General features: G+C 67.4%; 19 protein-coding genes. 14 read left to right on the forward strand and 5 right to left on the reverse strand.

Annotation, left to right across the window (positions count from 1 at the left end; genetic code table 11):
• The first annotated feature begins 49 nt into the window (after positions 1 to 49).
• From AC1KAR_RS03855 to AC1KAR_RS03870, 4 genes are all read left to right on the forward strand, one after another.
• Entirely contained in the window at positions 50 to 1810 is a 1761-nt protein-coding gene (locus AC1KAR_RS03855) for a methyl-accepting chemotaxis protein (RefSeq protein ID WP_480314634.1), read from the forward strand.
• Between the two features lie 137 nt (positions 1811 to 1947).
• A complete protein-coding gene (locus tag AC1KAR_RS03860; RefSeq protein ID WP_480314636.1) occupies positions 1948 to 2466 on the forward strand; it encodes a chemotaxis protein CheW in 519 nt (172 codons plus the stop codon).
• Positions 2467 to 2552: 86 nt separating this feature from the next.
• A complete protein-coding gene (locus AC1KAR_RS03865) occupies positions 2553 to 4484 on the forward strand; it encodes a methyl-accepting chemotaxis protein (RefSeq protein ID WP_480314638.1) in 1932 nt (643 codons plus the stop codon).
• Between the two features lie 37 nt (positions 4485 to 4521).
• Positions 4522 to 6072 carry a methyl-accepting chemotaxis protein gene (locus AC1KAR_RS03870; RefSeq protein WP_480314640.1) on the forward strand — a complete coding sequence of 517 codons (1551 nt, stop codon included), beginning with the start codon at positions 4522 to 4524 and terminating at the stop codon, positions 6070 to 6072.
• An 18-nt stretch (positions 6073 to 6090) separates the two neighbouring features.
• On the opposite strand, the gene AC1KAR_RS03875 is transcribed toward AC1KAR_RS03870, so the two are convergent.
• Positions 6091 to 6378, reverse strand: coding sequence for a hypothetical protein (locus tag AC1KAR_RS03875; protein WP_480314642.1), 288 nt, complete (start codon positions 6376 to 6378; stop codon positions 6091 to 6093).
• Positions 6379 to 6488: 110 nt separating this feature from the next.
• On the opposite strand from AC1KAR_RS03875, the gene AC1KAR_RS03880 reads away from it, so the two are divergent.
• The 7 genes from AC1KAR_RS03880 to AC1KAR_RS03910 all read left to right on the forward strand — a co-directional run bounded on the left by AC1KAR_RS03880 (position 6489) and on the right by AC1KAR_RS03910 (position 13724).
• Positions 6489 to 7364 (forward strand): helix-turn-helix domain-containing protein, encoded by an 876-nt coding sequence (locus AC1KAR_RS03880; RefSeq protein ID WP_480314644.1) that lies wholly within the window; start codon positions 6489 to 6491, stop codon positions 7362 to 7364.
• A 143-nt stretch (positions 7365 to 7507) separates the two neighbouring features.
• A complete protein-coding gene (locus AC1KAR_RS03885; RefSeq protein ID WP_480314646.1) occupies positions 7508 to 9166 on the forward strand; it encodes a carboxylesterase/lipase family protein in 1659 nt (552 codons plus the stop codon).
• Positions 9167 to 9195: 29 nt separating this feature from the next.
• Positions 9196 to 10434, forward strand: coding sequence for an alpha/beta hydrolase family protein (locus AC1KAR_RS03890; RefSeq protein ID WP_480314648.1), 1239 nt, complete (start codon positions 9196 to 9198; stop codon positions 10432 to 10434).
• A 6-nt stretch (positions 10435 to 10440) separates the two neighbouring features.
• Entirely contained in the window at positions 10441 to 11058 is a 618-nt protein-coding gene (locus AC1KAR_RS03895) for a hypothetical protein (protein WP_480314650.1), read from the forward strand.
• Positions 11059 to 11123: 65 nt separating this feature from the next.
• Positions 11124 to 11288, forward strand: a complete 165-nt coding sequence (locus AC1KAR_RS03900) for a hypothetical protein (RefSeq protein WP_480314652.1) — start codon at positions 11124 to 11126, stop codon at positions 11286 to 11288.
• A 41-nt stretch (positions 11289 to 11329) separates the two neighbouring features.
• Complete coding sequence (locus AC1KAR_RS03905) at positions 11330 to 12244, forward strand: CE1 family esterase (RefSeq protein ID WP_480314654.1); 915 nt, start codon at positions 11330 to 11332, stop codon at positions 12242 to 12244.
• A gap of 25 nt (positions 12245 to 12269) precedes the next feature.
• Complete coding sequence (locus AC1KAR_RS03910; RefSeq protein ID WP_480314656.1) at positions 12270 to 13724, forward strand: DUF3237 family protein; 1455 nt, start codon at positions 12270 to 12272, stop codon at positions 13722 to 13724.
• Positions 13725 to 13788: 64 nt separating this feature from the next.
• On the opposite strand, the gene AC1KAR_RS03915 is transcribed toward AC1KAR_RS03910, so the two are convergent.
• From AC1KAR_RS03915 to AC1KAR_RS03930, 4 genes are all read right to left on the reverse strand, one after another.
• Complete coding sequence (locus tag AC1KAR_RS03915) at positions 13789 to 15417, reverse strand: DHA2 family efflux MFS transporter permease subunit (protein WP_480314658.1); 1629 nt, start codon at positions 15415 to 15417, stop codon at positions 13789 to 13791.
• 24 nt (positions 15418 to 15441) lie between these two features.
• Positions 15442 to 16749 (reverse strand): EmrA/EmrK family multidrug efflux transporter periplasmic adaptor subunit, encoded by a 1308-nt coding sequence (locus tag AC1KAR_RS03920; protein ID WP_480314660.1) that lies wholly within the window; start codon positions 16747 to 16749, stop codon positions 15442 to 15444.
• A 60-nt stretch (positions 16750 to 16809) separates the two neighbouring features.
• Positions 16810 to 18291, reverse strand: coding sequence for an efflux transporter outer membrane subunit (locus tag AC1KAR_RS03925; RefSeq protein WP_480314662.1), 1482 nt, complete (start codon positions 18289 to 18291; stop codon positions 16810 to 16812).
• Positions 18292 to 18375: 84 nt separating this feature from the next.
• Complete coding sequence (locus AC1KAR_RS03930; protein ID WP_480314664.1) at positions 18376 to 18858, reverse strand: MarR family winged helix-turn-helix transcriptional regulator; 483 nt, start codon at positions 18856 to 18858, stop codon at positions 18376 to 18378.
• A gap of 116 nt (positions 18859 to 18974) precedes the next feature.
• Here AC1KAR_RS03930 and AC1KAR_RS03935 point away from each other — a divergent pair, with 116 nt between their 5' ends.
• The 3 genes from AC1KAR_RS03935 (at position 18975) to AC1KAR_RS03945 (ending at position 22052) form a co-directional block, all read left to right on the forward strand.
• Positions 18975 to 20771: an ABC transporter transmembrane domain-containing protein gene (locus AC1KAR_RS03935; protein ID WP_480314666.1), complete on the forward strand. Its 1797-nt coding sequence runs from the start codon at positions 18975 to 18977 to the stop codon at positions 20769 to 20771.
• A 120-nt stretch (positions 20772 to 20891) separates the two neighbouring features.
• Positions 20892 to 21554 (forward strand): YiaD family glycine zipper/OmpA-like lipoprotein, encoded by a 663-nt coding sequence (locus tag AC1KAR_RS03940; RefSeq protein WP_480314668.1) that lies wholly within the window; start codon positions 20892 to 20894, stop codon positions 21552 to 21554.
• Between the two features lie 171 nt (positions 21555 to 21725).
• The gene (locus tag AC1KAR_RS03945; RefSeq protein WP_480314670.1) at positions 21726 to 22052 is read left to right on the forward strand and encodes an ArsR/SmtB family transcription factor; all 327 of its coding nucleotides are present in this window, start codon (positions 21726 to 21728) and stop codon (positions 22050 to 22052) included.
• The last annotated feature ends 7 nt before the right edge of the window (positions 22053 to 22059 follow it).

The following is a 22059-nucleotide window of genomic DNA, read 5'->3' on the forward strand; positions in this document are numbered from 1 at the left end:
CCTTCTCGACCCTCCACGCCTACGCGCCTTCACTTTCCCTCTGACGAGCATGAACTTCCGCAACGTGAGCATTCGAACCAAGCTGATGGGCGGCTTTGGCATCGTGTTGGTGATCGCCCTGCTGCAAAGCCTGGTGTCGCTTTACCAGCTGAGCAACGTGAACGACAAGTCCAGCGAGATCGCGGGGGACTGGTTGCCCACTGTGAAGGTACTCGGCGAAATGAACGCCGACCTCGTCAACTACCGCTACACCCGTTTCCAGCTGGTGTCGGCCGAGGCCAGCGTGGCGCTGCCGGAGATCGAGCGCACGCTCGCCACGCTCGAAGGGCGCATGGAGAAGAATCGCCTCGCCTACGAGAAGCAGCTCAACGGCGCCAGTGAAGAAGCACTGTTCAAGGAGTTCGATGCGAGCTGGAAGCAGTTCCAGTCGATCAACCCCCAGCTCGTCAGCTTGATGCGCTCACTGAACTCGCTCGAGGCCAAGCAGCTCATGAACGAGGGCGGCCGCCAGGCGTTCGATGCGACGAGCGCGGCACTCGCCAAGCTCACCGAGTTCAACACCCGCGGTGCCGATGCCGCCAGTGCCCAGGGCGATGTGATCTACGGCCGGGCCCGCGTGGTCCTGTTCGGCAGCCTCGCCGTGATGATCGCCGTGGGCCTGAGCATCGGCTGGATGGTGTCTGGCAACCTGCTGGGCGCCACGAACAAGGCCATGAACGCAGCGCGCCGCATCGCCGATGGCGACCTGAGCCAGGACATCGTGGCCTACACGCGCGACGAGATGGGCCTGCTGATCGACGCACTGAGCAAGATGCAGGTGAATCTGCGAGGCATCGTCTCCGGCGTGCGCCAGAACGCCGACGGCGTGGCCACGGCCAGCGCCGAGATCTCGCAAGGCAACAACGACCTGAGCGCGCGCACCGAGCAACAGGCCAGCGCACTCGAAGAGACCGCCGCCTCGATGGAGCAGCTGGCCAGCACGGTCAAGCAGAACGCCGAGAACGCGCGCCAGGCGAACCAGTTGGCGATGAGCGCGTCGAGCGTCGCCGTCAACGGTGGCGAGGTGGTCGATCGCGTGGTGGACACCATGAAGGGCATCAACGATTCGTCCAAGCGCATCGCCGACATCATTGGCGTCATCGATGGCATCGCCTTCCAAACCAACATCCTCGCGCTGAATGCGGCGGTGGAAGCCGCCCGCGCCGGCGAGCAAGGTCGCGGCTTCGCGGTGGTGGCAAGCGAAGTGCGCAGCCTGGCGCAGCGCTCGGCCGACGCCGCCAAGGAGATCAAGAGCCTCATCTCGACCAGCGTGGAGCGCGTCGAGCAGGGCACGGCCCTCGTCGACCAGGCCGGCAGCACCATGCAGGAGGTGGTGGCCTCGATCCGACGCGTGACCGACATCGTGGGCGAGATCAGCACCGCCAGTGCCGAGCAGTCGGCCGGCGTCGCGCAGGTGGGCGAAGCCGTCTCGCAGATGGACCAGGCCACGCAGCAGAACGCCGCGCTGGTCGAGGAATCGGCCGCAGCGGCCGAGAGCCTCAAGTCGCAGGCTCAGCAACTGGTGGGCGCGGTGGCGGTGTTCAAGCTGAAGCAGGGTGAGGCCGTGCGAACGGCCACTGCCCCGGGCAGCGCACTGGCCTCAGCACCCGCCGCCCCCGCACGCGTTGCCACGGCCGCGCCGCTGGCAGCGGCGCCCCTGCCTGCACCCCGCGCCACGCCCAAGCCGGCGGTCAAGGTGGACAAGCCCACGCCGCCCGCAGTCGAGCGCGACAAGGCGGTGGCAGGCGCCGACGACTGGGAAACCTTCTGAGCGCCCAAGCCGCTCGTGAGCGATCCCATGAACTGACCCGCCCTGCCCCGCGATATCCATCCTTCAGTTCTCGACCAGAACGCCGATAGTCAACTCAGCAAAGCCCCGTAGCTGGCACCCGATTCAAGAGGAACCCCATGGAAATGATCAACGAAGCCGCCCACGTTGCGCGGCACGAAGCAGCCCGCGCCGCCCTGGCTTCCCAGTCGGGCAGCGAGTTCCTGACCTTCCGCCTCGGCGCCGAGGAATACGGCATCGACATCCTCAAGGTGCAGGAGATCCGCTCCTACGAAGCGCCGACCCGCATCGCCAACGCGCCGCAGTTCGTCAAGGGCGTGGTCAACTTGCGTGGCGTGATCGTCCCGATCGTCGACCTGCGCCTGAAGCTCGGTTGCGAGACCGCCGAGTACAACAGCTTCACCGTGGTGATCGTGCTCAACGTGAAGGGCCGCGTGGTGGGCGCTGTGGTCGACTCGGTCTCCGACGTGCTCGAACTCTCGGCAGACTCCATCAAGCCCGCACCTGAGATGGCATCGGCCGTGGATACCAGCTTCATCACCGGCATCAGCAGCGTGAACGACCGCATGCTGATCATGATGGACATCGAATCGCTGATGGCCAGCCCCGACATGGGCCTCATGGACGCATCCGTCTGACCCGCACACAGGCCCGAACGCGGCCTCCGAGCAAGACCCACGACGCCGGGCACGACCCGGCGTTCTTACAAGCGCAAGGGCACTAAGTGGAAACCCCAACTACGTCAATCAATGGCTCGGTCGCCCGCAAGGTGTCCGTGACCGGTGCGCTGTGCCTGGGCGTGGTGCTGGCCGCGATCGTCGTGGCCATGAGCGTCATCGCGGCCGATCGTTCACGCGATCGCCTCGTGACCTGGGTGGCCGACAAGACGCAGTCGGTGGCCGATTCGGTCGACGCCTTCGACATGACCAGCCGCGTGCTGGTCGAGAAGTTCTTCCAGAGCTTCAAGAGCGAGTTCAAGCAGCCATTCAGCCTGGACCAAGCCACCACCACCTTGAAGGTGGGCGACACCACCCTCAACGGCAACTTCACGGAAGTCGATCGCTTCGCGGCCGCGAGCGGCGGCGTGGCCACGGTGTTCGCGCGCAAGGGCGATGACTTCCAGCGCGTGACCACCTCGCTCAAGAAAGAGAACGGGGATCGCGCCATGGGCACCCTGCTCGGCAGCGCTCACCCGGCGCACGGCCTGATGCTCGAAGGCAAGACCTATACCGGTCGCGCCGTGCTCTTCGGCACGCCGTACATGACGCGCTACGAGCCCATCAAGAGCGCGGACGGCAAGGTCGTGGGCATTCTCTTCATCGGCTTCGACATCAGCGCTTTCCAGAATGCCATCGAGAAAATCGTGGCCGACACGCGCTTCTTCGACTCCGGCGGCGTGTACGTGATCGACCCGAAGAAGGCACCCGCCGACGCCGTGTTCGTGACGCACCCCACCGCCAAGGGCAAGAAAGTACTCGAGACCTACCCGCAGGCCGCGAGCTTGCTGGAGCGCCTGGCGTCCGCACCGGCCGACGGCTGGGTGCGCGAAGGCGGCGCCGTGTTCGACAGCCAGCACAGCGACCAATGGGCCGTGGTGCGCAAGCCGCAAAGCACGCCCTGGCTGGTGGTGGCAGAGGTGTCCGACGCCGAAGCCATGCGCACGCACTGGGCCACGATCATCCCGTTTGCCGCGTTGTTGGGCGTGGCCACGCTGCTGCTCGGCGGCGGCCTGTTCTTCATGATGAACCGCTCGGTCGGGGCACCGCTCAAGCAGCTCTCGGGCGCCGTGACCGTGCTGGCCAGCGGCGACCTGAGCAAACCCTTCCAGAGCGATCGGCGCGACGAGATCGGCCAGTTGATGCGTGACGTGGAAGGCATGCGCCAGCGCTTTCAGCACATGCTGGGCGCCGTGCGCAACAGCGCCGACTCGATCGGCGTGGCCAGCACCGAGATCGCCAGCGGCAACCTCGACCTGAGCCGCCGCACCGAGCAGACCGCAAGCAACCTGCAGCAGGCCGCCTCTTCGATGGAGCAACTCACCGGCACCGTCAAGCAAAGCGCCGATGCGGCGCGACAAGCCAACCAGCTTGCGTCGTCGGCCGCCGAAGTGGCGCAGCGTGGCGGCAACGTGGTCTCGCAGGTGGTGAGCACCATGGACGAGATCAACGCGAGCTCCAAGAAGATCAACGACATCATCGGCGTGATCGATGGCATCGCCTTCCAGACCAACATCCTCGCGTTGAACGCGGCAGTTGAAGCGGCCCGCGCGGGCGAACAGGGTCGTGGCTTCGCGGTGGTGGCAAGCGAAGTGCGCAGCCTCGCGCAGCGCTCGGCAGAGGCCGCCAAAGAGATCAAGAGCCTGATCGGCGCAAGCGTCGACAAGGTGGAAAGCGGCTCGCGCCTCGTGGCCGATGCCGGCGCCACGATGAACGAGATCGTGGGCAGCGTGCAGCGCGTGACCGACATCATTGGCGAGATCACCGCCGCCGCCTCCGAGCAATCCGACGGCATCGGGCACGTCAACACCTCGGTGACGCAGCTCGACCAGATGACCCAACAGAACGCCGCGCTGGTGGAGCAGAGCGCGGCGGCCGCAGACAGCCTCAAGGACCAGGCGCACAAGCTGGCCGAGGCCGTTGGCAGCTTCCGTCTCTGATCCTCCCTAGACCTTTTCCTGAAGACCTGGACACATCATGAACCTGAACAACATCCCCATCGGAAAGAAGCTCTGGGGCGCGATCCTTTTCCTTCTCGCCTCAATGCTGGTCATTGCGCTGCTGACCGCGCGGCAGGCCAGCGCGATCCAGGCCGAAACGCAGGCGTCGCTGTCGACCATGCAGGACGTGATCGAGCGCTCGATCCTGTGGAAGGGCCTGACCGACACCGCCGTGGCGCGCGGCATGGCCAACGCGATCAGCAGCGACCCGGCCGTGGGTGAACTGTTCCGCCAGAACCTGGACAACGACACCGCCAGGATCGCCAAGCTCCGCAGCGACCTCGCCAAGCAGGCCAACACCGACGAAGACAAGGCTGTGCTGAAGGACATCGTCGTCAAGGGCACCTCCTTGATCGCAGCAAGCAAGAAGGCCAACGACCTGGGGGCCGCGGGCGACCGTGCCGGGGCGGCCGCGCTCGTCAAGACCGACTACGCGACCAGTGCCGCTGCCTACTTGGCCGCCATCGACGACTTCGTCGCGTTGCAGCGCAAGAAGGGCGAGCAGGCACAGGCAGATGCCGCAAGCCAGCGCAGCAAGGTGATGGCACTCGGCGCCGTGGGCGCGGTGGTCGTCATCGCGCTCGGCATGCTGGTCGCCACGCTGCTCGTGCGCAGCATTCGCCAGCCGCTGAAAGAGTCGATCGAAGTCGCCCGCGCCATCGCCGAGGGCGATCTGACCCGCCGCATCACCTTCGAGCGCCGCGACGAGTTTGGCGCGCTGATGGGCGCCCTGCAGCACATGAACGAATCGCTCGGCAAGGTGGTGGGCAATGTGCGCTCATCGACCGACAGCATCAGCACCGCATCGACCGAGATTGCCACCGGCAACCAGGACCTGTCGGCCCGCACCGAGCAGACCGCGAGCAACCTGCAGCAGACCGCCTCGTCGATGGAGCAGCTCACCGGCACCGTCAAGCAAAGCGCCGACTCGGCCCGTCAAGCCAATCAACTCGCCGCCTCGGCCGCCGAAGTGGCCCAACGTGGCGGCAACGTGGTCTCGCAGGTGGTGAGCACCATGGACGAGATCAACGCGAGCTCCAAGAAGATCAACGACATCATCGGCGTGATCGATGGCATCGCCTTCCAGACCAACATCCTCGCGTTGAACGCGGCAGTTGAAGCGGCCCGCGCGGGCGAACAGGGTCGTGGCTTCGCGGTGGTGGCAAGCGAAGTGCGCAGCCTCGCGCAGCGCTCGGCAGAGGCCGCCAAAGAGATCAAGAGCCTGATCGGCGCGAGCGTCGACAAGGTGGAAAGCGGCTCGCGCCTCGTGGCCGATGCCGGCGCCACGATGAACGAGATCGTGGGCAGCGTGCAGCGCGTGACCGACATCATTGGCGAGATCACCGCAGCAGCATCGGAGCAATCGGATGGCATCGGCCAGGTCAACATGGCCGTGACCAACCTCGATCAGATGACGCAGCAGAACGCAGCGCTGGTGGAGGAGTCAGCCGCCGCCGCCGAGTCGCTGAAAGAGCAAGCCCGCCGCCTGGCCGACGTGGTGTCGGTCTTCAAGCTGGCGCGCGCCTGATCGCGCGGGTCAACCCGCTCAGCGGTTGGCCAATGCCTCGTGGATCGCCGCCGTCGTGTTGACGGCGTGATCCGCGATCTGCTCCGGGTTCATCGCCAGCACCTGCAAGGGATAGGTGCCCGAGACGATCCCGGCGTAGGCCACCTCCACGGCCACCACCTCGGGTGACAGGCCCTCCACGGCTGCCACCAGGCAGTGCATCACCGAGCTGAAGCCGGTGTCGTCGAACAGCAGTTCGGACTCGTGGGTGACGCGGTAGTCGAAGGCCTCGGGGCCGGTCTGGTCGATGTCGATGCGCGGAATCATGGCCGCGATTGTGCGCCGCACTGGATGAACGGCGCCCCGCCCCCGGGCCAACCCGTATGGAAGTGGGATTGCCCATCCAATTAGCATGGTCGTCCACTTTTTGGACTGCGATGGACGACCGGCAGATCCGCATCACGGTAGGCAACCAGGCGGTGCCGCTCGGCGGCCCGCATGCCGAAATGCTGCCTGGCTGGACAGGCCTGCGCATCGTGCGCTACCGGCCGCTCGAAGAGGCCACCGTGCGCCGATGGATGGTGCACCACCCGATGGTCACGCTGGTCTGCGCCGGGCAGGTGGACTCGTACCTTCGCATCGGCACCGATGAAATGCGCAGCCATCTGCGCACCGGCGAGATGATGTTCTACAGCGGCAGCAAGGAGGTCGACTTTGCCCACTGGAAGACGCACGACGCGACGCTGATCTCGGTCGAACTCGACCCGGATCGGCTGCGCCCCTGCTCGCCCGACGACACGCACCGCCTCTGGAAGCACCTGCAAGGCGTGCCCTGCTTCGCCGACCCCGAGCTCGCCGCCCTGATCCACCTGCTGTGGGGCGAGGGGCAGGCGGGGTTTCCGCACGGCCAGTTGTATGCCGACAGCCTGTGTCTCGGCCTCGCTGCGCACGTGCTGCATCGCTTCCAGCATGCCGAGGTCGGCACCAAGCTCAGCCTGAACCAGCTGCGCTGCATCAACGACTACATCGACCGGCACCTGGACCAGAACATCGGCCTGGACGACCTGGCCCAGGCCGTGGGCCTGAGCCGCTTCCACTTCAGCCGCGTGTTCAATAGCACCGTCGGCTGCAGCCCGTACCAGCACGTGATCCGCAAGCGGCTTGAACGCGCCCGCCATCTCCTGCTCAGCAGCGACCTGCCGGTGGCAGTGGTGGCGCTCACCAGCGGCTTCTCGAGCCAGGCGCACCTCAGCGCCCTGTGTCGGCGCGAGCTCGGCACCACACCGCGCCGCCTGCGCGAAGGCCTGGCCTGATTCGATCGGTAAAAAAGACGGGCGCACAAAAATTGCGCGAACCTGAGCAAGCTTATGAAAGACCGCGCCCGAGCGCACTCCTAGAGTCCGCCACTGACTGACCCCGCCCGAGGGTCGGCGGCCCCCCTCAGGAGACAACGTTCATGTCAGCGCGCTTTGCCGCGGCCACCGCCGTGGCCCTTTCACTCGCCCTCACCCAACTGCTGACCGCCTGCGGCGGCGATGACGACGACGGCACCCCCGTGACTGCGCAGACGCAGAACGGCACCGTCGAAGGTGAGCTGCACAGCAGCCGCACCATGAAGCAGTACCTGGGCATCCCCTACGCCGCGCCACCCGTCGGTGATCTCCGCTGGCGTGCACCCACCCCACCGGCCAACTGGAGCGGCACGCGCAGCGCCAAGGCCTTCGGCAACCACTGCCCGCAGAAGGACACGCTGCCCCTGTCCTACTACGGCAGCGGCGGCGGGCAGGAAGACTGCCTCTACCTCAATGTGTTCACCCCCACCACCGCCGGCCCGCACCCGGTGCTCGTGTGGATCCATGGCGGCGCCTTTCTCTACGGGCGCAGCAACGGCTACATCCCGACCCGGCTCACCGCACAGGGTGTGGTCGTCGTGACGATCAACTACCGCCTGGGTTCGTTGGGCTTTCTTGCGCACCCTGCCCTCGTCGACGGCCAGGGCCACTCAGGCAACTACGGCGTGATGGACCAGACGGCGGCGCTGCATTGGGTGAAGAACAACATCCGCGCCTTCGGCGGCGACGCGAACCAGGTGACCATCGCAGGCCAATCGGCCGGTGCCGCGAGCGTGCTCACGCAGCTCAACACCAGCAAGACGCTCGGCCTGTTCCACAAGGCCATCCTGCAAAGCGGTCCCGTGTCCGACATGCCCACCGGCGCCGCCGCGCAAACCAGCGGCGCCACCGTGGCAGCCACCAGCTTCGGCTGCCCGAACGATGCCAACGCCGCGGCTTGCCTGCGCGCACTTCCGGTGAGTGCCATCGTCGCCAACCAGCCGTCGGCCACGTTCTCGCCTACCAACTCGCCCAATGTCGATGGCGACTACCTCGTGCGCTCGAACCTCGCGGCCGTCAATGGCGGGCTGTTGGCCAACCGCGTGCCCGTGCTGATCGGCAGCACCACGGACGAGTACACCTCGTTGCTGGCCGGTGAAGAGACCGCGCTCAACAACCCCACCACCACGCCCAGCACGCCGGCGAGCACCCTGGTGCTGCCGGGCGCGCCGGGCTACCAGAACCTGATCGCCACCGACGCGGCGCTCACCGCACGCATGAGCGCCACCTTCGGCCCGGCGGCTGCAACCGCCGCCACCTTGTACCCGGCGGCCGCTTACGGCGGCTCGCGCCCGCTGGCGCTGAGCGCAGCCGTCACCGACTCGGTCTTCGCCTGTGCCGGCCGCCGCGCGGCCAAGCAACTGCTCGCCGCGGGCCATGCCGTGTACGCCTACGAGTTCAACGACCCCGCCGCGCCGATGGCGCTGCAGCCGCCGGTGAGCTTCCCGTTCAAGTCGTACCACGCCGCAGAGATCCAGTACCTGTTCGATCTGCCATCGACCGCCCTGCTCAATGCGCAGCAGCGCACGCTGGCCGATCAGATGGTCAGCTACTGGAGCACCTTCACCAAAAGCAGCACCGGCAACCCCAACCCCACCGGCACGAGCAACTGGCCTGCGTACGGCAGCGCCGAGCCGGTGCTGCAGTTCGCGCCGGCAGGCTCGGTGGTCATCAACAACTTCAGCACGGCCCACAAGTGCGCCTTGTGGACGCCCGGCGTCTGAGCCCGACCCACAACAACCAGGAGACAAGCATGCATTCGACTACCTTTCGCTGGCTGCGAGTTGCAGCCACCACTCTCGCGGCCGCGCTGAGCTTCGGCGCGGCCCAGGCGCAGGTCGTTCTGCTGCAGCAGAACTTCGCCAGCGGTCTGGGCAGCTTCACCTCGGCCGGCAGCGTCAGCACCGGCAGCGCCGGTGCGCGCATGACCGCCGCGCTGATCAGCGCCGACGGCGCCATCACTTCGGGCGCCATCAACACTCAGGGGTTCAACAACCTGTCGCTCAGCTTCACCCGCAGCACCAGCGGGCTGGACAGCGGCGAGGCCGGCATCGCCGCCTTCTCGACCGACGGCGTCAACTACACGAACCTCGAATCGGTGCAGAGCGCAAGCGGTGCCGTCACCGTGTCGCTGCCCTCGGTGGCCAACAACCAGAGCGCGCTGCGCCTGCGCTTCCGCGTGAGCGCGAACAGCGCCACGGAGAGCTACACCGTGGCGAGCCTGACGCTGCAAGGCGCGACCGGCACCGACCCGCAACCGCCGGTCGGCAGCCTGCCGCCGGTCAACAGCGTCGCCGCCGATGGCCCGTTTGCCACCACGGTGGCACAACGCACCGGCCCGAGCCGCGACGGCTGGGTCGTCTACCCGACCAACCTCGGCGCGAATGGCTTGAAGCACCCGATCTTCATCTGGGGCCCGGGTGCCGGCACCGGCCCGGCGGAATATGAGTTCCACCTGCGCCGACTGGCCTCGCACGGCTTCGTGGTGTTCTCGCAGACCTCCAGCAACAGCGGCAGCGAAATGACCGCAGCCATGACCTGGCTGATCAGCGAGAACGGCCGCGCCGCCAGCCCGTACTACGGCAAGCTCGACACCACCAAGATCGCCGCCGGCGGCCACTCGCGCGGTTCGATCGCAAGCTTTGCCATCGCAGCCGACCCGCGCCTGACAACCACCATCCACGTTTCGGGCGGCTCGTTCGACGGCAACGGCTCCAACAACCTGCGCAAGCCCGCCGCCTACTTGTGCGGTGGTGGCGATTCGTTGGCCCTGCCCAACTGCGACCGCGACTACCAGAACACCGACGTGCCGGTCTTCTACTCGGTGGTGGGTAACGCGAGCCACACGCAAGCGGCACGCGAAGCACTGCCGGCGATCACCGCCTGGCTGCGCTGGCACATCGGCGGCGAGAGCTTCCGCCGCAGCAACTTCCTCGACCGCAACTGCTCGTTCTGCACCGGCCAGTGGGTGTCGAAGAGCAAGAACTGGTAAGCCGAGATGCGCGGGCTGTGGTTGCTGGCGGGCGCAGTGGTCGGGATCGGCCTCGGCCGCCTGAGCGTGCCCGAGCCGGACACCGCTCCCGCGCTTGCAGCGCCAGCGGCAGAAGCAGCCACGGCGCCAATTGCGCCGGTAATCTCAACCGCCGCCTGCCCGCCCGCCGCGTTGCAAGCGGTGGCGGAGCCCAGCGACGCCGAATCGAAGCGGGCAGAGCGCGAGGCACTGTCGCAGGCCGCTGCAGCCAAGGCCGCGGCCGTCAAGGCTGCGCAAGATGCGCTCGCGCGCGAATCCGACCCGCAGCGCAAGAGCGAGCTCATCCGCGAGGTTGCTGCCTACAAATCGCAAGACGATCTCGGCGGCGCATGGGGCTGGGTCACGCAGCACCGCACCGACCCCGGCTATGCCGAGAACGTACGCAACCTGCTCTATCAGTGGTCTTACGACAAGCCGGAGCATGTGGCGGCCTTGCTGCCCCAGGTCGGCAGCCCCGAGGCGCAATCCGCTGCCGCGCAGCAGCTCGCGCAACTCTGGAACAAGAAAGACCCCCACGCCTATCACGCGTGGGTGGCGTCGCTGCCCGACGGCCCGTTGAAGGCCGCGGCACGCACGCCGTACTGACCCCGGAGCGCTTCGTCACACCGCGACAACACGAACACCCACGACACCCCTTTTTCCACACCGTCATGGCCAACGTCGACCACATCACGACGGCACGCGAAGCGTTGCCTGCAATGACCTCATGGCAGCGTTGGCACCTGGCCGGTGAAACCTTCCGCCGAGACGACTTCCTCTCGACCAACTGTGCGTTGCGCACCGGCAAATGGTCGTCGAAGAGCAAGAACGGGTAGCGAGCCCGGCACCTTCCAAAGACCCATTCAGGAGAGAGTTCATGAAGAAGCACTTGATGGCCACGGCCGTGGCCTTGGCCGCTGCATTGCCCGCGTTCGTTCAACCCGCCGCTGCCGCGCCGGTCTGCAACACCACGACGCAGGCCGCCGGCAACACCAGCTACACCATCACTCACGGCGGGGTCACCCGCACCTACCGGCTGCACGTGCCGGCCAATCTCACGACCCCGGCCGCCGTGGTGCTGAGCCTGCACGGGCTGTCCAGCTCGTCGTCGTCGCAGCAAACGGGCAGCGGCTGGGACGCCGTCTCGAACAGCTCGCGCGCTTTCGTCGTGGCCTATCCGGACGGCGTGAACGCACGCTGGAACGTGGCGGGTTTCAACCCGACCGTGGACGACACCGGCTTCATGAAGGCCATCGTCGACCACATCTCGCAGCGCGTGCGCATTGCGCCGAACCGCGTCTACATCAGCGGCACCTCGTTGGGTGGCGGCTTCTCGCACAAGATGGCCTGCACCCAGGCCAACTACTTTGCGGCGGCCGCACCGGTGGTCTTCCATCTGCACAGCAGCCCGCAAGACTATGTGTGCGCGCCGCAGCGCCCGATCAGCGTGCTCGAGTACGCCGGCCGCAATGACCTGCTGGTGCGCTACAGCGGCGGCACGAGCAGCGTGCAGGGCCAGACGGTCACGCACCTCTCGGCCAATGCGAGCTTCGAGAAATGGGCGCAGTTGAGCGGCTGCACCGGGAGCCCCACCACCGTGTGGTCGCGCCTCACGTCCAACAACAAGCAGTACCGCAATTGCCCGAACGGCGTGGTGGTCGGCCTGGCGAGCCTCTCGTGCGGCCACGGTTATTGCGCAGACACCTCGTTCGGCCCGCCGCCGGTCGATGCCTGGAAGGTCTTCCAGACCCAGGTGACGCCAGGCCTCAGGGCCGACGCCTGCGGCGCCTGACGTTCCAACGGAGGCCCCAGTGAAGATGAATCTCCATCAACATCTGCGCCGGGGTCTCCTCGGCGCGGCGCTGAGTGCGTGCGCATTCGCGGCACAGGCGGCGGTGCTGCTCGAACAGCAGTTCGCAAGCGGCTTGGGCAGCTTCGCCGCCACAGGCAGCGTGTCGCTCGTGTCGGAAGGCGCGCGGCTACGCGGCGGCAGTTCGCCCGGGCGACTCAACTCGCCCGCCATCAGCACCACCGGCCACAACGGCCTGGTGCTCACGGTCACCCGTGCCACCTCCGGCCTGGACACGGGCGAGAGCGCGGTGCTCACCGCCATCGTGAATGGCCAGACGCGCACGCTCGAATCGACTCGAAGTGCGTCGGGCTCGGCGAGCTTCAACCTCGGAGACGGTGTCAGCTCGGTCAGCCTGCAATTCGCGCTGAACGCCAGCAGCGTGCTCGAGAACTACACCATCGCTTCGGTGAAGCTCGAAGGCACCCCTGCGGGCGGTTGCGAGCCCAACTGCAACCCGAACCCGAGCGCCGGCACGACCATCGTGCCCGACGCAAGCTGGGCCTGCGGGCTGCCGGGGGGCATCCCCGAACCCACGGGTGGCACGCCGGTGTTCACCGCCACATTGGCGCGCGGCACGCCGCTCGCCGTGGGCAACACGCCCTATGGTGCGCGGCGCTTCACGCCCAACAGCGGCGGCAGCGTGAGTGGCTCGCGCGTGAGCGGCAGCATCCAGGGCGGCTCGATCGACTTCGACCTCACGCTGCCCAGCGGCGCGGTCGAGCACGAGAGCCGCTACGTGCTGCGGTCGAGCAGCGGTACCCTGGTCTACATGCGCAGTTGCGGTGTGGCCGACGGCAGCGATGTGCGCTTCGTGGCCGACTTCGAGGCGCCTTCGAGCAGCAGCCTGCAGTGGCTCAATGCCGGTACCTACGTCGGCAAGCGCCGCACGCTGGCCAATGGCAGCGTGGAGGTCTCGGTGTACGCGGTGTCCGCCACGCCCAACCCGGCCCACGCCATCGTGCGCGTGCCGGCCGACAACGGCGTGCGCCAGCAGGCCTGGAACTGCAGCTACCCGCCGGCCACCGCCACGCAAGGCAGCGAGGTGCTGCAGGCGCGCGTGAGCATCGGCAGCTCGCAGTCGGTAGGCAGCTCGAAGTCGGGGTCGCGCAACATCATCCCGATCACCGGCGGCAGCTTGAGTGGCTCGCTCGTCGGCGGCTCAGTGAACGCCGGCGGGGCCGACTACCAGCTCAACCCGGGCGGCGGCCTGCAGATCGAGGCACGCTACACGCTCAAGGCGAGCAACGGCGAAACCATCGTCGTGCGCAATTGCGGCAACTTCGCGGGCGGTGACCTCACGCAGGTGATGTTCGAGGCGAGGAGCGACGGCGCGTATGCCGCGCTCAACAACCGGCAGTTCGTCGGCACCATCACGCCCGGCTTGGGGCGGGTGACGATCCGGGTGTACGAGCAACGCTGAGGCCGCAGCTTCAGGGAACGGTGGCGTGCGTCTGTCCCGACGCACGCCACCTCATTGAGTTGCCTCAGTGCGCCCCGCCCGCATCGGCGGCCACACCGCCCTTCTCGGGCCGCGCCAGCCACACCACCGCGATCAGCGCGAGGAACAACATCGACGAGATCCAGAACAGATCCGTCGCCGCCATGGTGTAGGCCTGCTGGTCGATCAGGCGGTTCACGGTGCCGAGCGCCTGTTCGCGCGTGTAGCCGCCGGCTTCGAGCTGGGCGAGTGTCTGCACCGCCGTACCGCTGCCGAGGTTGATGGTCTCGGCCAGTTGCACATGGTGCAGCGTCGCGCGGCTGTCCCAGATCGTGGTGAAGAGCGATGTCCCCACCGCGCCGGCCGTGATACGCACGAAGTTGCTCAGACCGGCGGCCGAGGGCATCTCGTGCGGCTTCAGGCCCGAGAAGGTGATGGCCTGCAGCGGGATGAAGAAGAACGCCATGGCCGCGCCCTGCATCAGGGTCGGGATCATGATGGTCCAGAAGTCGGCCTGGGTGTTGAAGCGCGAGCGCATCCACAACACCAGCCCGAAGCCCAGGAAGGCCACGGTGGTGAGCTTGCGCGGGTCGATCACGCGCACGTTCTTGCCCACCCAGGGCGAGAGCACGATGGCCAGCAGGCCCACGGGCGCGAGCGCGATGCCTGCCCAGGTGGCCGTGTAGCCCATGAACTGCTGCAGCCACAGCGGCATCAGCACCACATTGCCGAAGAAGAGACCGTAGGCCAGCGACAGCGACACCGTGCCGATCCAGAAGTTGCGCCGCGCGAACAGGCGCAGGTTGACGATCGGGTGTTTCTCGGTGAGCTCCCACGCAAGGAAGAACAGAAAGCTCACCACCGCCACCACCGCCAGCGCAACGATCTCGCTGGATTCGAACCAGTCGAGCTCCTTGCCCTTGTCGACCATGATCTGCATCGCGCCCACGAACAGCACCAGCAACACGAGGCCGATGGTGTCGAGCGGCACGCGGCGTGGCCCCGGGTCGCGGCTGCGGTAGATCGACCAGGTGAGGCCTGCGGCGATCAAACCCACGGGGATGTTGATGTAGAAGATCCACGGCCATGAGATGGCATCGGTGATCCAGCCGCCGAGCAGGGGCCCGACCACGGGCGCCACGAGCACCGTCATGGCCCACATCGCCATCGCGATGCCCGCCTTGGCGGGCGGGTAGCTGGCGAGCAGGAGGGTTTGCGACAGCGGGATCATCGGACCTGCCACCAAGCCTTGCAGCACGCGGAACCCGATCAGCATCTCGATGCTGGGTGCGAGGCCGCACAGCCACGAGGCCATCACGAAGAGCAGGATGCTCGCCGTGAAAAGCCGCACCTGCCCGAAGCGCTGCGTGAGCCACCCGGTGAGCGGCACCGAGATGGCATTGGCTACGCCGAACGAGGTGATGACCCAGGTGCCTTGCGTCGGGCTCACACCCAGGTCACCCGCAATCGCCGGGATGGACACGTTGGCGATGGAGCTGTCGAGCACGTTCATGAACGTGGCGAGCGACAGCGCCACCGTGCCCAGCACAAGCTGGCCGCCGGTGAGCGGCGGGAATGACACGTGCGCAGGCTTGGCGGCCGATGCCGGCGGCTGAGCCGGCTCCGCGCTCGCGCTGCTCTGTGTGACTGCCTGATCGGCCGTGGTGGAAGACATGCTCAAGCCCTGCTGCGGTCCGGTTTACTTGGCGGCGCCGATGACACCCGCGGCACCGGCCGACGAGCCAAGCGCGGCAACAGGCGCCGGCGACGAGCGGTGTGTGCGGGCGGTGTCGCCGCCCTTGGGAGCGCGGCCGAGGTTGGCGGCGATGATCTTGCGCACTTCGGCATCGGCGTCAGGTTGGGCACCTTCGAGCGCCTGGCCAGGCACCACCGGGTGCGCTTCGTTCGCGCTGGCGAGCGTCTTGCCGCTGGTGTCGCTGATGTCCACGCGCGCTTCCATCGACAAGCCCACGCGCAGCGGGTGCTCGGCGAGCTGGGCCGCGTCGATCGACACGCGCACCGGCAGGCGCTGCACCACCTTGATCCAGTTGCCGGTGGCGTTCTGTGCCGGGAGCAACGCGAACGCTGCGCCCGTTCCCGCGCCCAGGCCTTCGACCTTGCCGTGGTACTCGACCTTGCTGCCGTACATGTCGGCGGTGAGCGTCACGGGCTGGCCGATGCGCAGGTTGCGCAACTGGCTTTCCTTGAAGTTGGCGTCGACCCACACATCGTTCAGCGCGATCACCGACATCAGCGGCGCGCCGGCCGGCACGCGCTGGCCGAGCTGCACGCTGCGCTTGGCGATGAAGCCATCCACCGGGGCGGTGAGTTCGCTGCGCTTGACGGCGAGGTAGGCCTCGCGCACGCGCGCCGCGGCGCGCTGAACGCTGGGGTGGTCTTCGACCGAGGTGTTGTCGGTGAGCGCCTGGTTGGCCGCCAGCTGCTCGCGCGCCGCGGTGATGGCCGACTGCGCCGCCGCCACCGCGCTCTTGGCGGCGGTGAGTTGCGATGTGCTGTGGTTGAACTCTTCCTTGCCGACGGCGCCGGTGGCGAGCAGCGGCGTGCGGCGGGCCACGTCGTCTTGCGCGCGGGCAACATCGCTCTGCGCGCGGGCCAGGTCGGCCTCGCGCAGTGCGATCTGCGCCTTCAGCGTGCCGTTGTTGCCGAACAGGGTGCGCACCTCGCGCACGGTCTGTGCGAGCTGGGCTTCGGCCTGGTCGAGCGCCACGCGGGCATCGGCCGGGTCGAGCTTCACGAGCACCTGGCCGGCCTTGACGAAATCGGTGTCGTCCACGCTGATGGCCTGCACCGTGCCACCCACCTGCGGCGTGATCTGCACGACATTGCCCTGCACGTAGGCGTTGTCGGTGTGCTCGTAGTGGTTGAGCACGAGCGCGTAGTAGGCGCCATAGGCCAGGCCGCCGACGGCGACGAGGGCGGCCACGGCGGCCAGCGCCTTCTTGCGTGCGGGGTTGCCGGCGGGTTGGGTGGTTTCAGGAGCGTTCATGGGTGGTTCTCCGGGGATCTGCGTTGTCTGCTTGTGGCAACTGAGGTTTTCTGTGGAAGGTCAGCGTGCGGCCGTGGCGATGCGGGTGTCGGGCGTGGAATAGCCACCCCCCAGCGCGCGGATCAGCGTCACTTGCGTGTCGATGGCGCGGGCCTTAAGGTCGGTGCCGTTGCGCCGCTGCGTGAGCACGTTGGTTTCGGCGTTGAGCACGGTGAGGTAGGTACCCAGGCCGGCCTTGTAGCGCTGCACGGCGAGGTCGTAGGCCGCCTCCGATGCCGTGCGCGCATTGGCCTGCTCGGCTTGCTGGCGCGCGATCGATTGCAGCGATGCGATCTGGTCCGAGACATCGCGCACCGCGTCGATCACGGTGGCGTTGTAGCTTTCGACGGCCGCGTCGAGATCGGCGCGCTTGCCGCTCAGGTTGGCACGCAGGCGGCCCGAATCGAAGATGGGCAGGCGGATCGCCGGGCCGATTCCGTACTGCTCGCTGCCGCTCTTGAAGAGGCGATCCAGCCCGATGCTGGAGACGCCCACGAAGGCGACGAGATTCACGTTCGGATAGAACTGCGCTCGGGCCGATGCCACGTCGCTGCTGGCGGCCTCGACGCGCCAGCGTGCGGCGCTGATGTCGGCGCGGCGGCCGAGCAGGTCGGCGGGCACGCGCGCCGGCAGCGGCACGGCCTGCACAGTCTGAAGCGGCGGCGCGAGCGTATCGAGCGCCTGCTGGGGCTGCGCGGTGAGCGCGGCCAGGGCGTGTCGGGTGAGCACGATCTGCTCGTCGAAGGCTTCGAGCGCCACGCGCGTCTCGGGCACCAGGCTCTCGCCCTGGCGCAGTTCGACCTGGGTGTCCAGGCCCGCCTGCACGCGCTGGCGGATCAACTCGAGCGTTTCTTCGCGTTGCGCGAGTGCGCGTGCGGCCACGTCGCGCAGCTCGACCAGCCGGGCAAGCTGCAGGTAGGCGTGCGCCACGTTGGTGGAAAGCAGCACGCGGGCTGCCTGCACGTCGGCTTCGGCGGCGCGTTCGGTGCCGATGGCGGCATCGAGCGCGGCGCGGTTGCGGCCGAAGAAGTCGAGCTCCCACGAGCCGCTGAGCTGCACCGTGGCGGTGTCACGCATGCTGCCGCCCAGTGGTGCGGGGATCATGCCGTTGGCGGTGTAGTGCTGGCGCGTCGCGTCGGCGCTGGCGTTGATCTGCGGGCCGTTGAGCGAGCGGGTGATGTCGGCACCGGCCTGGGCGCGGGCCAGGCGGGCTTGCGCCACGCGCAGGTTCGGGTTGCCCTCGAGCGCCTGCGTGATCAGCGCCGACATCGTCTCGTCGCCGAAGGCTGTCCACCAGTCGCCGGCAACGGCTTGGGCAGTGTCGGCGTCCGACAGGCCGAGCTTGGTTGGCGTGACCGGCTGCGCCGCCGAAGGTGGCAGGCCGGCGGTGCTGGCGCAACCGGCGAGCGTGAGCACCAGCGTGGATGCCAGGGCCGTCACCAGGGCGGTCAGCGCGGGCCAGTCGGCTCGCAAGCGGGCGAGGGTCAGGGTGGGTTTGTTCATGATGAGTGATCGATAACTTTGTTTAGGCTTTATTTGCTTAGGCATATAAATGAACGCAAACTGACACAAGCACTTGCTCAACAGTCAGGATTGGCCGCGCAGGGCCTCGCCGTTGTCCAGCATGCGCTGCAGGTAACCGAGCAAGGCCTGCCATTCGGTCTTCGAGAAACCGGCCAGGTGCTGGTTCATCACCTCGGACAGCACACCGGGGATCTGGTCAGCCACCTGCTCGCCGTCGGGCGTGAGCTCCAGGTTGACCACGCGGCGGTCTTCGGTGGAGCGCACCCGTTTGCACAAGCCCTTTGCCTCGAGGCGATCGAGCAGGCGGGTCGTGGCGCCGGGGTCGGTCTGCAGCTCGCGTGCGAGCTCCGCCACAGTCGACGCCGGGCCCTTGCGCAGCTTGAACAGCGGCTCCCACTGCGCGTGGGTCAGGCCGTGAGGCTCGAGTTGCTTGTCGGCCTCTTGACGGATCGAGATCAGCACGCGGCGCACGAGGTAACCCACGCTCTCGTCCGCGCCATAGGCGTTGGGGCGGTAGAACTCGGCGGGAGTCGGGGCTTTGGGCATGGTGAATGCAATCTCCTGCGCTCAATATACTTGCCTAGGCAACTACTGTCAAGGCGAATACTTGGCAAGCCAAGGTCGGCATGTGCATTCATGCACGCGCCGCCTAGACTCGCCAGATGCCTGAACTCCAATCCGCCCCCGGCCGTGCGCCCGGCCCCGAGCGCAACGTGCGCTCACTCTCCGGCCTGTGGCCCTTCTTGCAGCCCTACCGGTGGCAGATCGGCCTGGCGGCGCTGTTCCTGGTGCTGGCAGCGGGTGCCACGCTGGTGTTCCCGCTCGCGCTGCGCTCCTTGATCGACCAGGGCTGGGTCGCCAACGACCCCGGCGAACGCGCGATGGCGATGCAGGGCCACTTCTTCGCGCTCTTCGGCGTGGGCGCCGCACTGGGCGTCTTCTCGGCCGCGCGCTTCTACGCCGTGAGCTGGCTCGGCGAGCGCGTGACCGCCGACCTTCGCAATGCCGTCTACAGCCACGTGCTGCGTCAAAGCCCGGAGTTCTTCGAAACCACGCAAACCGGCGAGGTGCTGTCGCGCCTGACGACCGACACCACGCTCGTGCAGACGGTCGTCGGCTCCAGCCTGTCGATGGGGCTGCGCAACACCGTGATGGGCATCGGCGCGATGGTGGCCTTGATCATCACCAACCCGTACGTGATGTCACAGGTGCTGGGCGTGCTCGTGATCGTGGTGTTGCCGTCGCTCTACTTCGGGCGGCGCGTGCGCAAGCTCAGCCGCGCCAGCCAGGACCGCGTGGCCGATTCGGCCGCGATTGCCTCCGAGGTGCTGAACGCGATCCCCGTGGTGCAGAGCTACACGCAAGAGCAGCGCGAGGCCGCCCGCTTCGACCGCGCCACCGAGCATGCGTTCGGCACCGCCATCAAGCGCACACGCATGCGCTCGTTCCTGGTCGCCTTCATCATCACCGCCACCTTCGGCACCTTGCTGTGGGGCCTGTACCAGGGCACCCAGTCGGTCATGCGCGGCGAGATCTCGGCCGGGCACCTGGGCCAGACGGTGGTGTTCGTCATCATCCTGGTGAGCAGCGTGGCCGTGCTCTCGGAGGTCTATGGCGACCTGCTGCGCGCAGCCGGTGCCACCGAACGCCTGATGGAGCTGCTGGCCGCGCGCTCGCCCATCGAATCGCCCGCGCAACCCACCGCCCTGCCCGCACCGCGCAGCGGCTCGACGATCGCCCTGCGCGACATCAGCTTCCACTACCCGTCGCGCCCGACGCGGCCTGCGCTCTCGCACATCGACCTTGCTGTGCAGCCGGGCGAGACCGTGGCCCTGGTGGGCCCGAGCGGTGCCGGCAAGAGCACGGTGTTCCAACTGCTGCTGCGCTTCTACGACGCCGCCCAGGGCGAGATCACGCTCGACGGCGTGCCGCTGCGGCAGATCTCATTGCACGACCTGCGCGAACGCATCGGCATTGTTCCGCAAGAGAGCGTGATCTTCTCGGCCAACGCGATGGAAAACATCCGCTATGGCCGCCCCACCGCAACAGACGAAGAAGTGTTCGCGGCGGCGCAAGCCGCGTTCGCCGATGACTTCATCCGCCAATTGCCCGAGGGCTACAGCACGTTCCTTGGCGAGCGCGGCGTGCGCCTGTCGGGCGGCCAACGCCAACGCATCAGCATCGCCCGCGCGATCCTGAAGAACCCGCCGCTGCTCCTGCTCGACGAAGCCACCAGCGCACTCGACGCCGAAAGCGAACGCATGGTGCAGGCAGCGCTCGAATCGGCCATGCAGGGCCGCACCACGCTCGTCATCGCGCACCGCTTGGCGACCGTGCAGCGCGCTAATCGCATCGTGGTGCTGGAGCACGGCCACATCGTCGAGACCGGCACGCACGCCGAACTGGCCGCGGCCGGCGGCCTCTACGCCCAGCTGGCGGCCTTGCAGTTCGAGCTGTGACGGCATGCCACCCTTGTAGGCCTCACCTCACAGCGCCAGTTCGGGGTTTCTGACAGACACCCCCTCTGTGGCCCCGGCACACTTGAGAACAAACCCACAACGACTCTGAAGGAGATCGACATGAACACCCGTTGCATGCTGCACCCGCTCGTCGCCGCCCTCGCCGCCTCGTCCCTGCTGCTCGCAGGCTGCGAGAGCATGACCGCCGAGCAAAAGGGCACGGCCGCCGGCGCAGGCATTGGCGCGGCCACGGGCGCTGTGATCAGCGCAGCCACCGGTGGCAAGGCCGGCGTCGGTGCCGCCGTGGGCGGCGTGGTCGGCGCAGTGGCCGGCAACATCTGGTCGAAGAAGCAGGAAGAGCGCCGCGTAGCGATGGAGCAGGCATCCAAAGGCACGGGTGTGGAGGTGGAACGCACGGCAGACAACCAACTGAAGCTCAGCGCGCCGAGCGACATCTCCTTCGACACCAACCGGGCCGACATCAAGCCCGAACTGCGGGGCCTGCTCGATTCGTTCGCCACCAGCCTGCAGGGCGATCAAGGCGTGCTCGTGAACATCGTTGGCCACACCGACAGCACCGGCTCCGATGCGATCAACAACCCGCTCTCGCTCGAGCGGGCCCAGAGCGTGCGCGACTACCTGGCAGGCCGCGGCTTCCCGAGTTCGCGCGTGAGCACCTCAGGCCGGGGCTCGCACGAGCCCATCGCCGACAACAACAGCGCCGCGGGCCGCGCCAAGAACCGCCGGGTGGAGATCTTCCTGCGCGAGCCGGCGCAAGGCTGATCACGCCTGTCGCACAGCACGGGCGCCCAAGCGGTGCCCTGGAATAGCGATCGCAGCGCAGGCGCGAGAACGCGCTGGAGCACATCGCTTTGGAGCGCCCGTCGCACGCGCCGCGCCCGCCGTCATCAAAGTGTCATCAGTATTCTGCGACTTCCCTGGTAATGTCGCGGCATGGAAGAATTCGTTGTCGTGCAGGCCTTGAGCGGCCTGGCCCATCCCGTCAGGCTGAAGGTATTTCGTGCGCTCGTTGCCTCAGGCAGCCAGGGCTTGACGCCAGGGGTGATGCAAGAAGGGCTCGGCATTCCCGGAACCACGCTCTCCTTCCACTTGAAGGAGATGGCGACAGCCGGCCTGGTCACGCTGGAGCGGTCCAGCCGCAATCACATCTACCGGGCTGCCTTCGAGCACTTCAACGACGTCCTGAAGTACCTGACCGAGAACTGCTGCGACGGTGCCGCCTGCGCCATCGTGCCCGCCTCTGCTACGTGTGACTGCTGAGAAGCTC

It is taken from the genome of Piscinibacter sp. PDB1-1 (assembly GCF_056675995.1).

Excerpts from the sequence above, each read along its gene's own strand:
- AC1KAR_RS03855 (WP_480314634.1), top strand. The coding sequence starts at position 50 with ATGAACTTCCGCAACGTGAGCATTCGAACCAAGCTGATGGGCGGCTTT.
- AC1KAR_RS03940 (WP_480314668.1), top strand. The coding sequence starts at position 20,892 with ATGAACACCCGTTGCATGCTGCACCCGCTCGTCGCCGCCCTCGCCGCC.
- AC1KAR_RS03910 (WP_480314656.1), top strand. The coding sequence starts at position 12,270 with ATGAATCTCCATCAACATCTGCGCCGGGGTCTCCTCGGCGCGGCGCTG.
- AC1KAR_RS03930 (WP_480314664.1), bottom strand. The coding sequence starts at position 18,858 with ATGCCCAAAGCCCCGACTCCCGCCGAGTTCTACCGCCCCAACGCCTAT.
- AC1KAR_RS03900 (WP_480314652.1), top strand. The coding sequence starts at position 11,124 with ATGGCCAACGTCGACCACATCACGACGGCACGCGAAGCGTTGCCTGCA.
- AC1KAR_RS03885 (WP_480314646.1), top strand. The coding sequence starts at position 7,508 with ATGTCAGCGCGCTTTGCCGCGGCCACCGCCGTGGCCCTTTCACTCGCC.
- AC1KAR_RS03860 (WP_480314636.1), top strand. The coding sequence starts at position 1,948 with ATGGAAATGATCAACGAAGCCGCCCACGTTGCGCGGCACGAAGCAGCC.
- AC1KAR_RS03895 (WP_480314650.1), top strand. The coding sequence starts at position 10,441 with ATGCGCGGGCTGTGGTTGCTGGCGGGCGCAGTGGTCGGGATCGGCCTC.
- AC1KAR_RS03880 (WP_480314644.1), top strand. The coding sequence starts at position 6,489 with ATGGACGACCGGCAGATCCGCATCACGGTAGGCAACCAGGCGGTGCCG.
- AC1KAR_RS03870 (WP_480314640.1), top strand. The coding sequence starts at position 4,522 with ATGAACCTGAACAACATCCCCATCGGAAAGAAGCTCTGGGGCGCGATC.
- AC1KAR_RS03920 (WP_480314660.1), bottom strand. The coding sequence starts at position 16,749 with ATGAACGCTCCTGAAACCACCCAACCCGCCGGCAACCCCGCACGCAAG.
- AC1KAR_RS03875 (WP_480314642.1), bottom strand. The coding sequence starts at position 6,378 with ATGATTCCGCGCATCGACATCGACCAGACCGGCCCCGAGGCCTTCGAC.
- AC1KAR_RS03925 (WP_480314662.1), bottom strand. The coding sequence starts at position 18,291 with ATGAACAAACCCACCCTGACCCTCGCCCGCTTGCGAGCCGACTGGCCC.
- AC1KAR_RS03915 (WP_480314658.1), bottom strand. The coding sequence starts at position 15,417 with ATGTCTTCCACCACGGCCGATCAGGCAGTCACACAGAGCAGCGCGAGC.
- AC1KAR_RS03905 (WP_480314654.1), top strand. The coding sequence starts at position 11,330 with ATGAAGAAGCACTTGATGGCCACGGCCGTGGCCTTGGCCGCTGCATTG.
- AC1KAR_RS03935 (WP_480314666.1), top strand. The coding sequence starts at position 18,975 with ATGCCTGAACTCCAATCCGCCCCCGGCCGTGCGCCCGGCCCCGAGCGC.
- AC1KAR_RS03945 (WP_480314670.1), top strand. The coding sequence starts at position 21,726 with ATGGAAGAATTCGTTGTCGTGCAGGCCTTGAGCGGCCTGGCCCATCCC.
- AC1KAR_RS03890 (WP_480314648.1), top strand. The coding sequence starts at position 9,196 with ATGCATTCGACTACCTTTCGCTGGCTGCGAGTTGCAGCCACCACTCTC.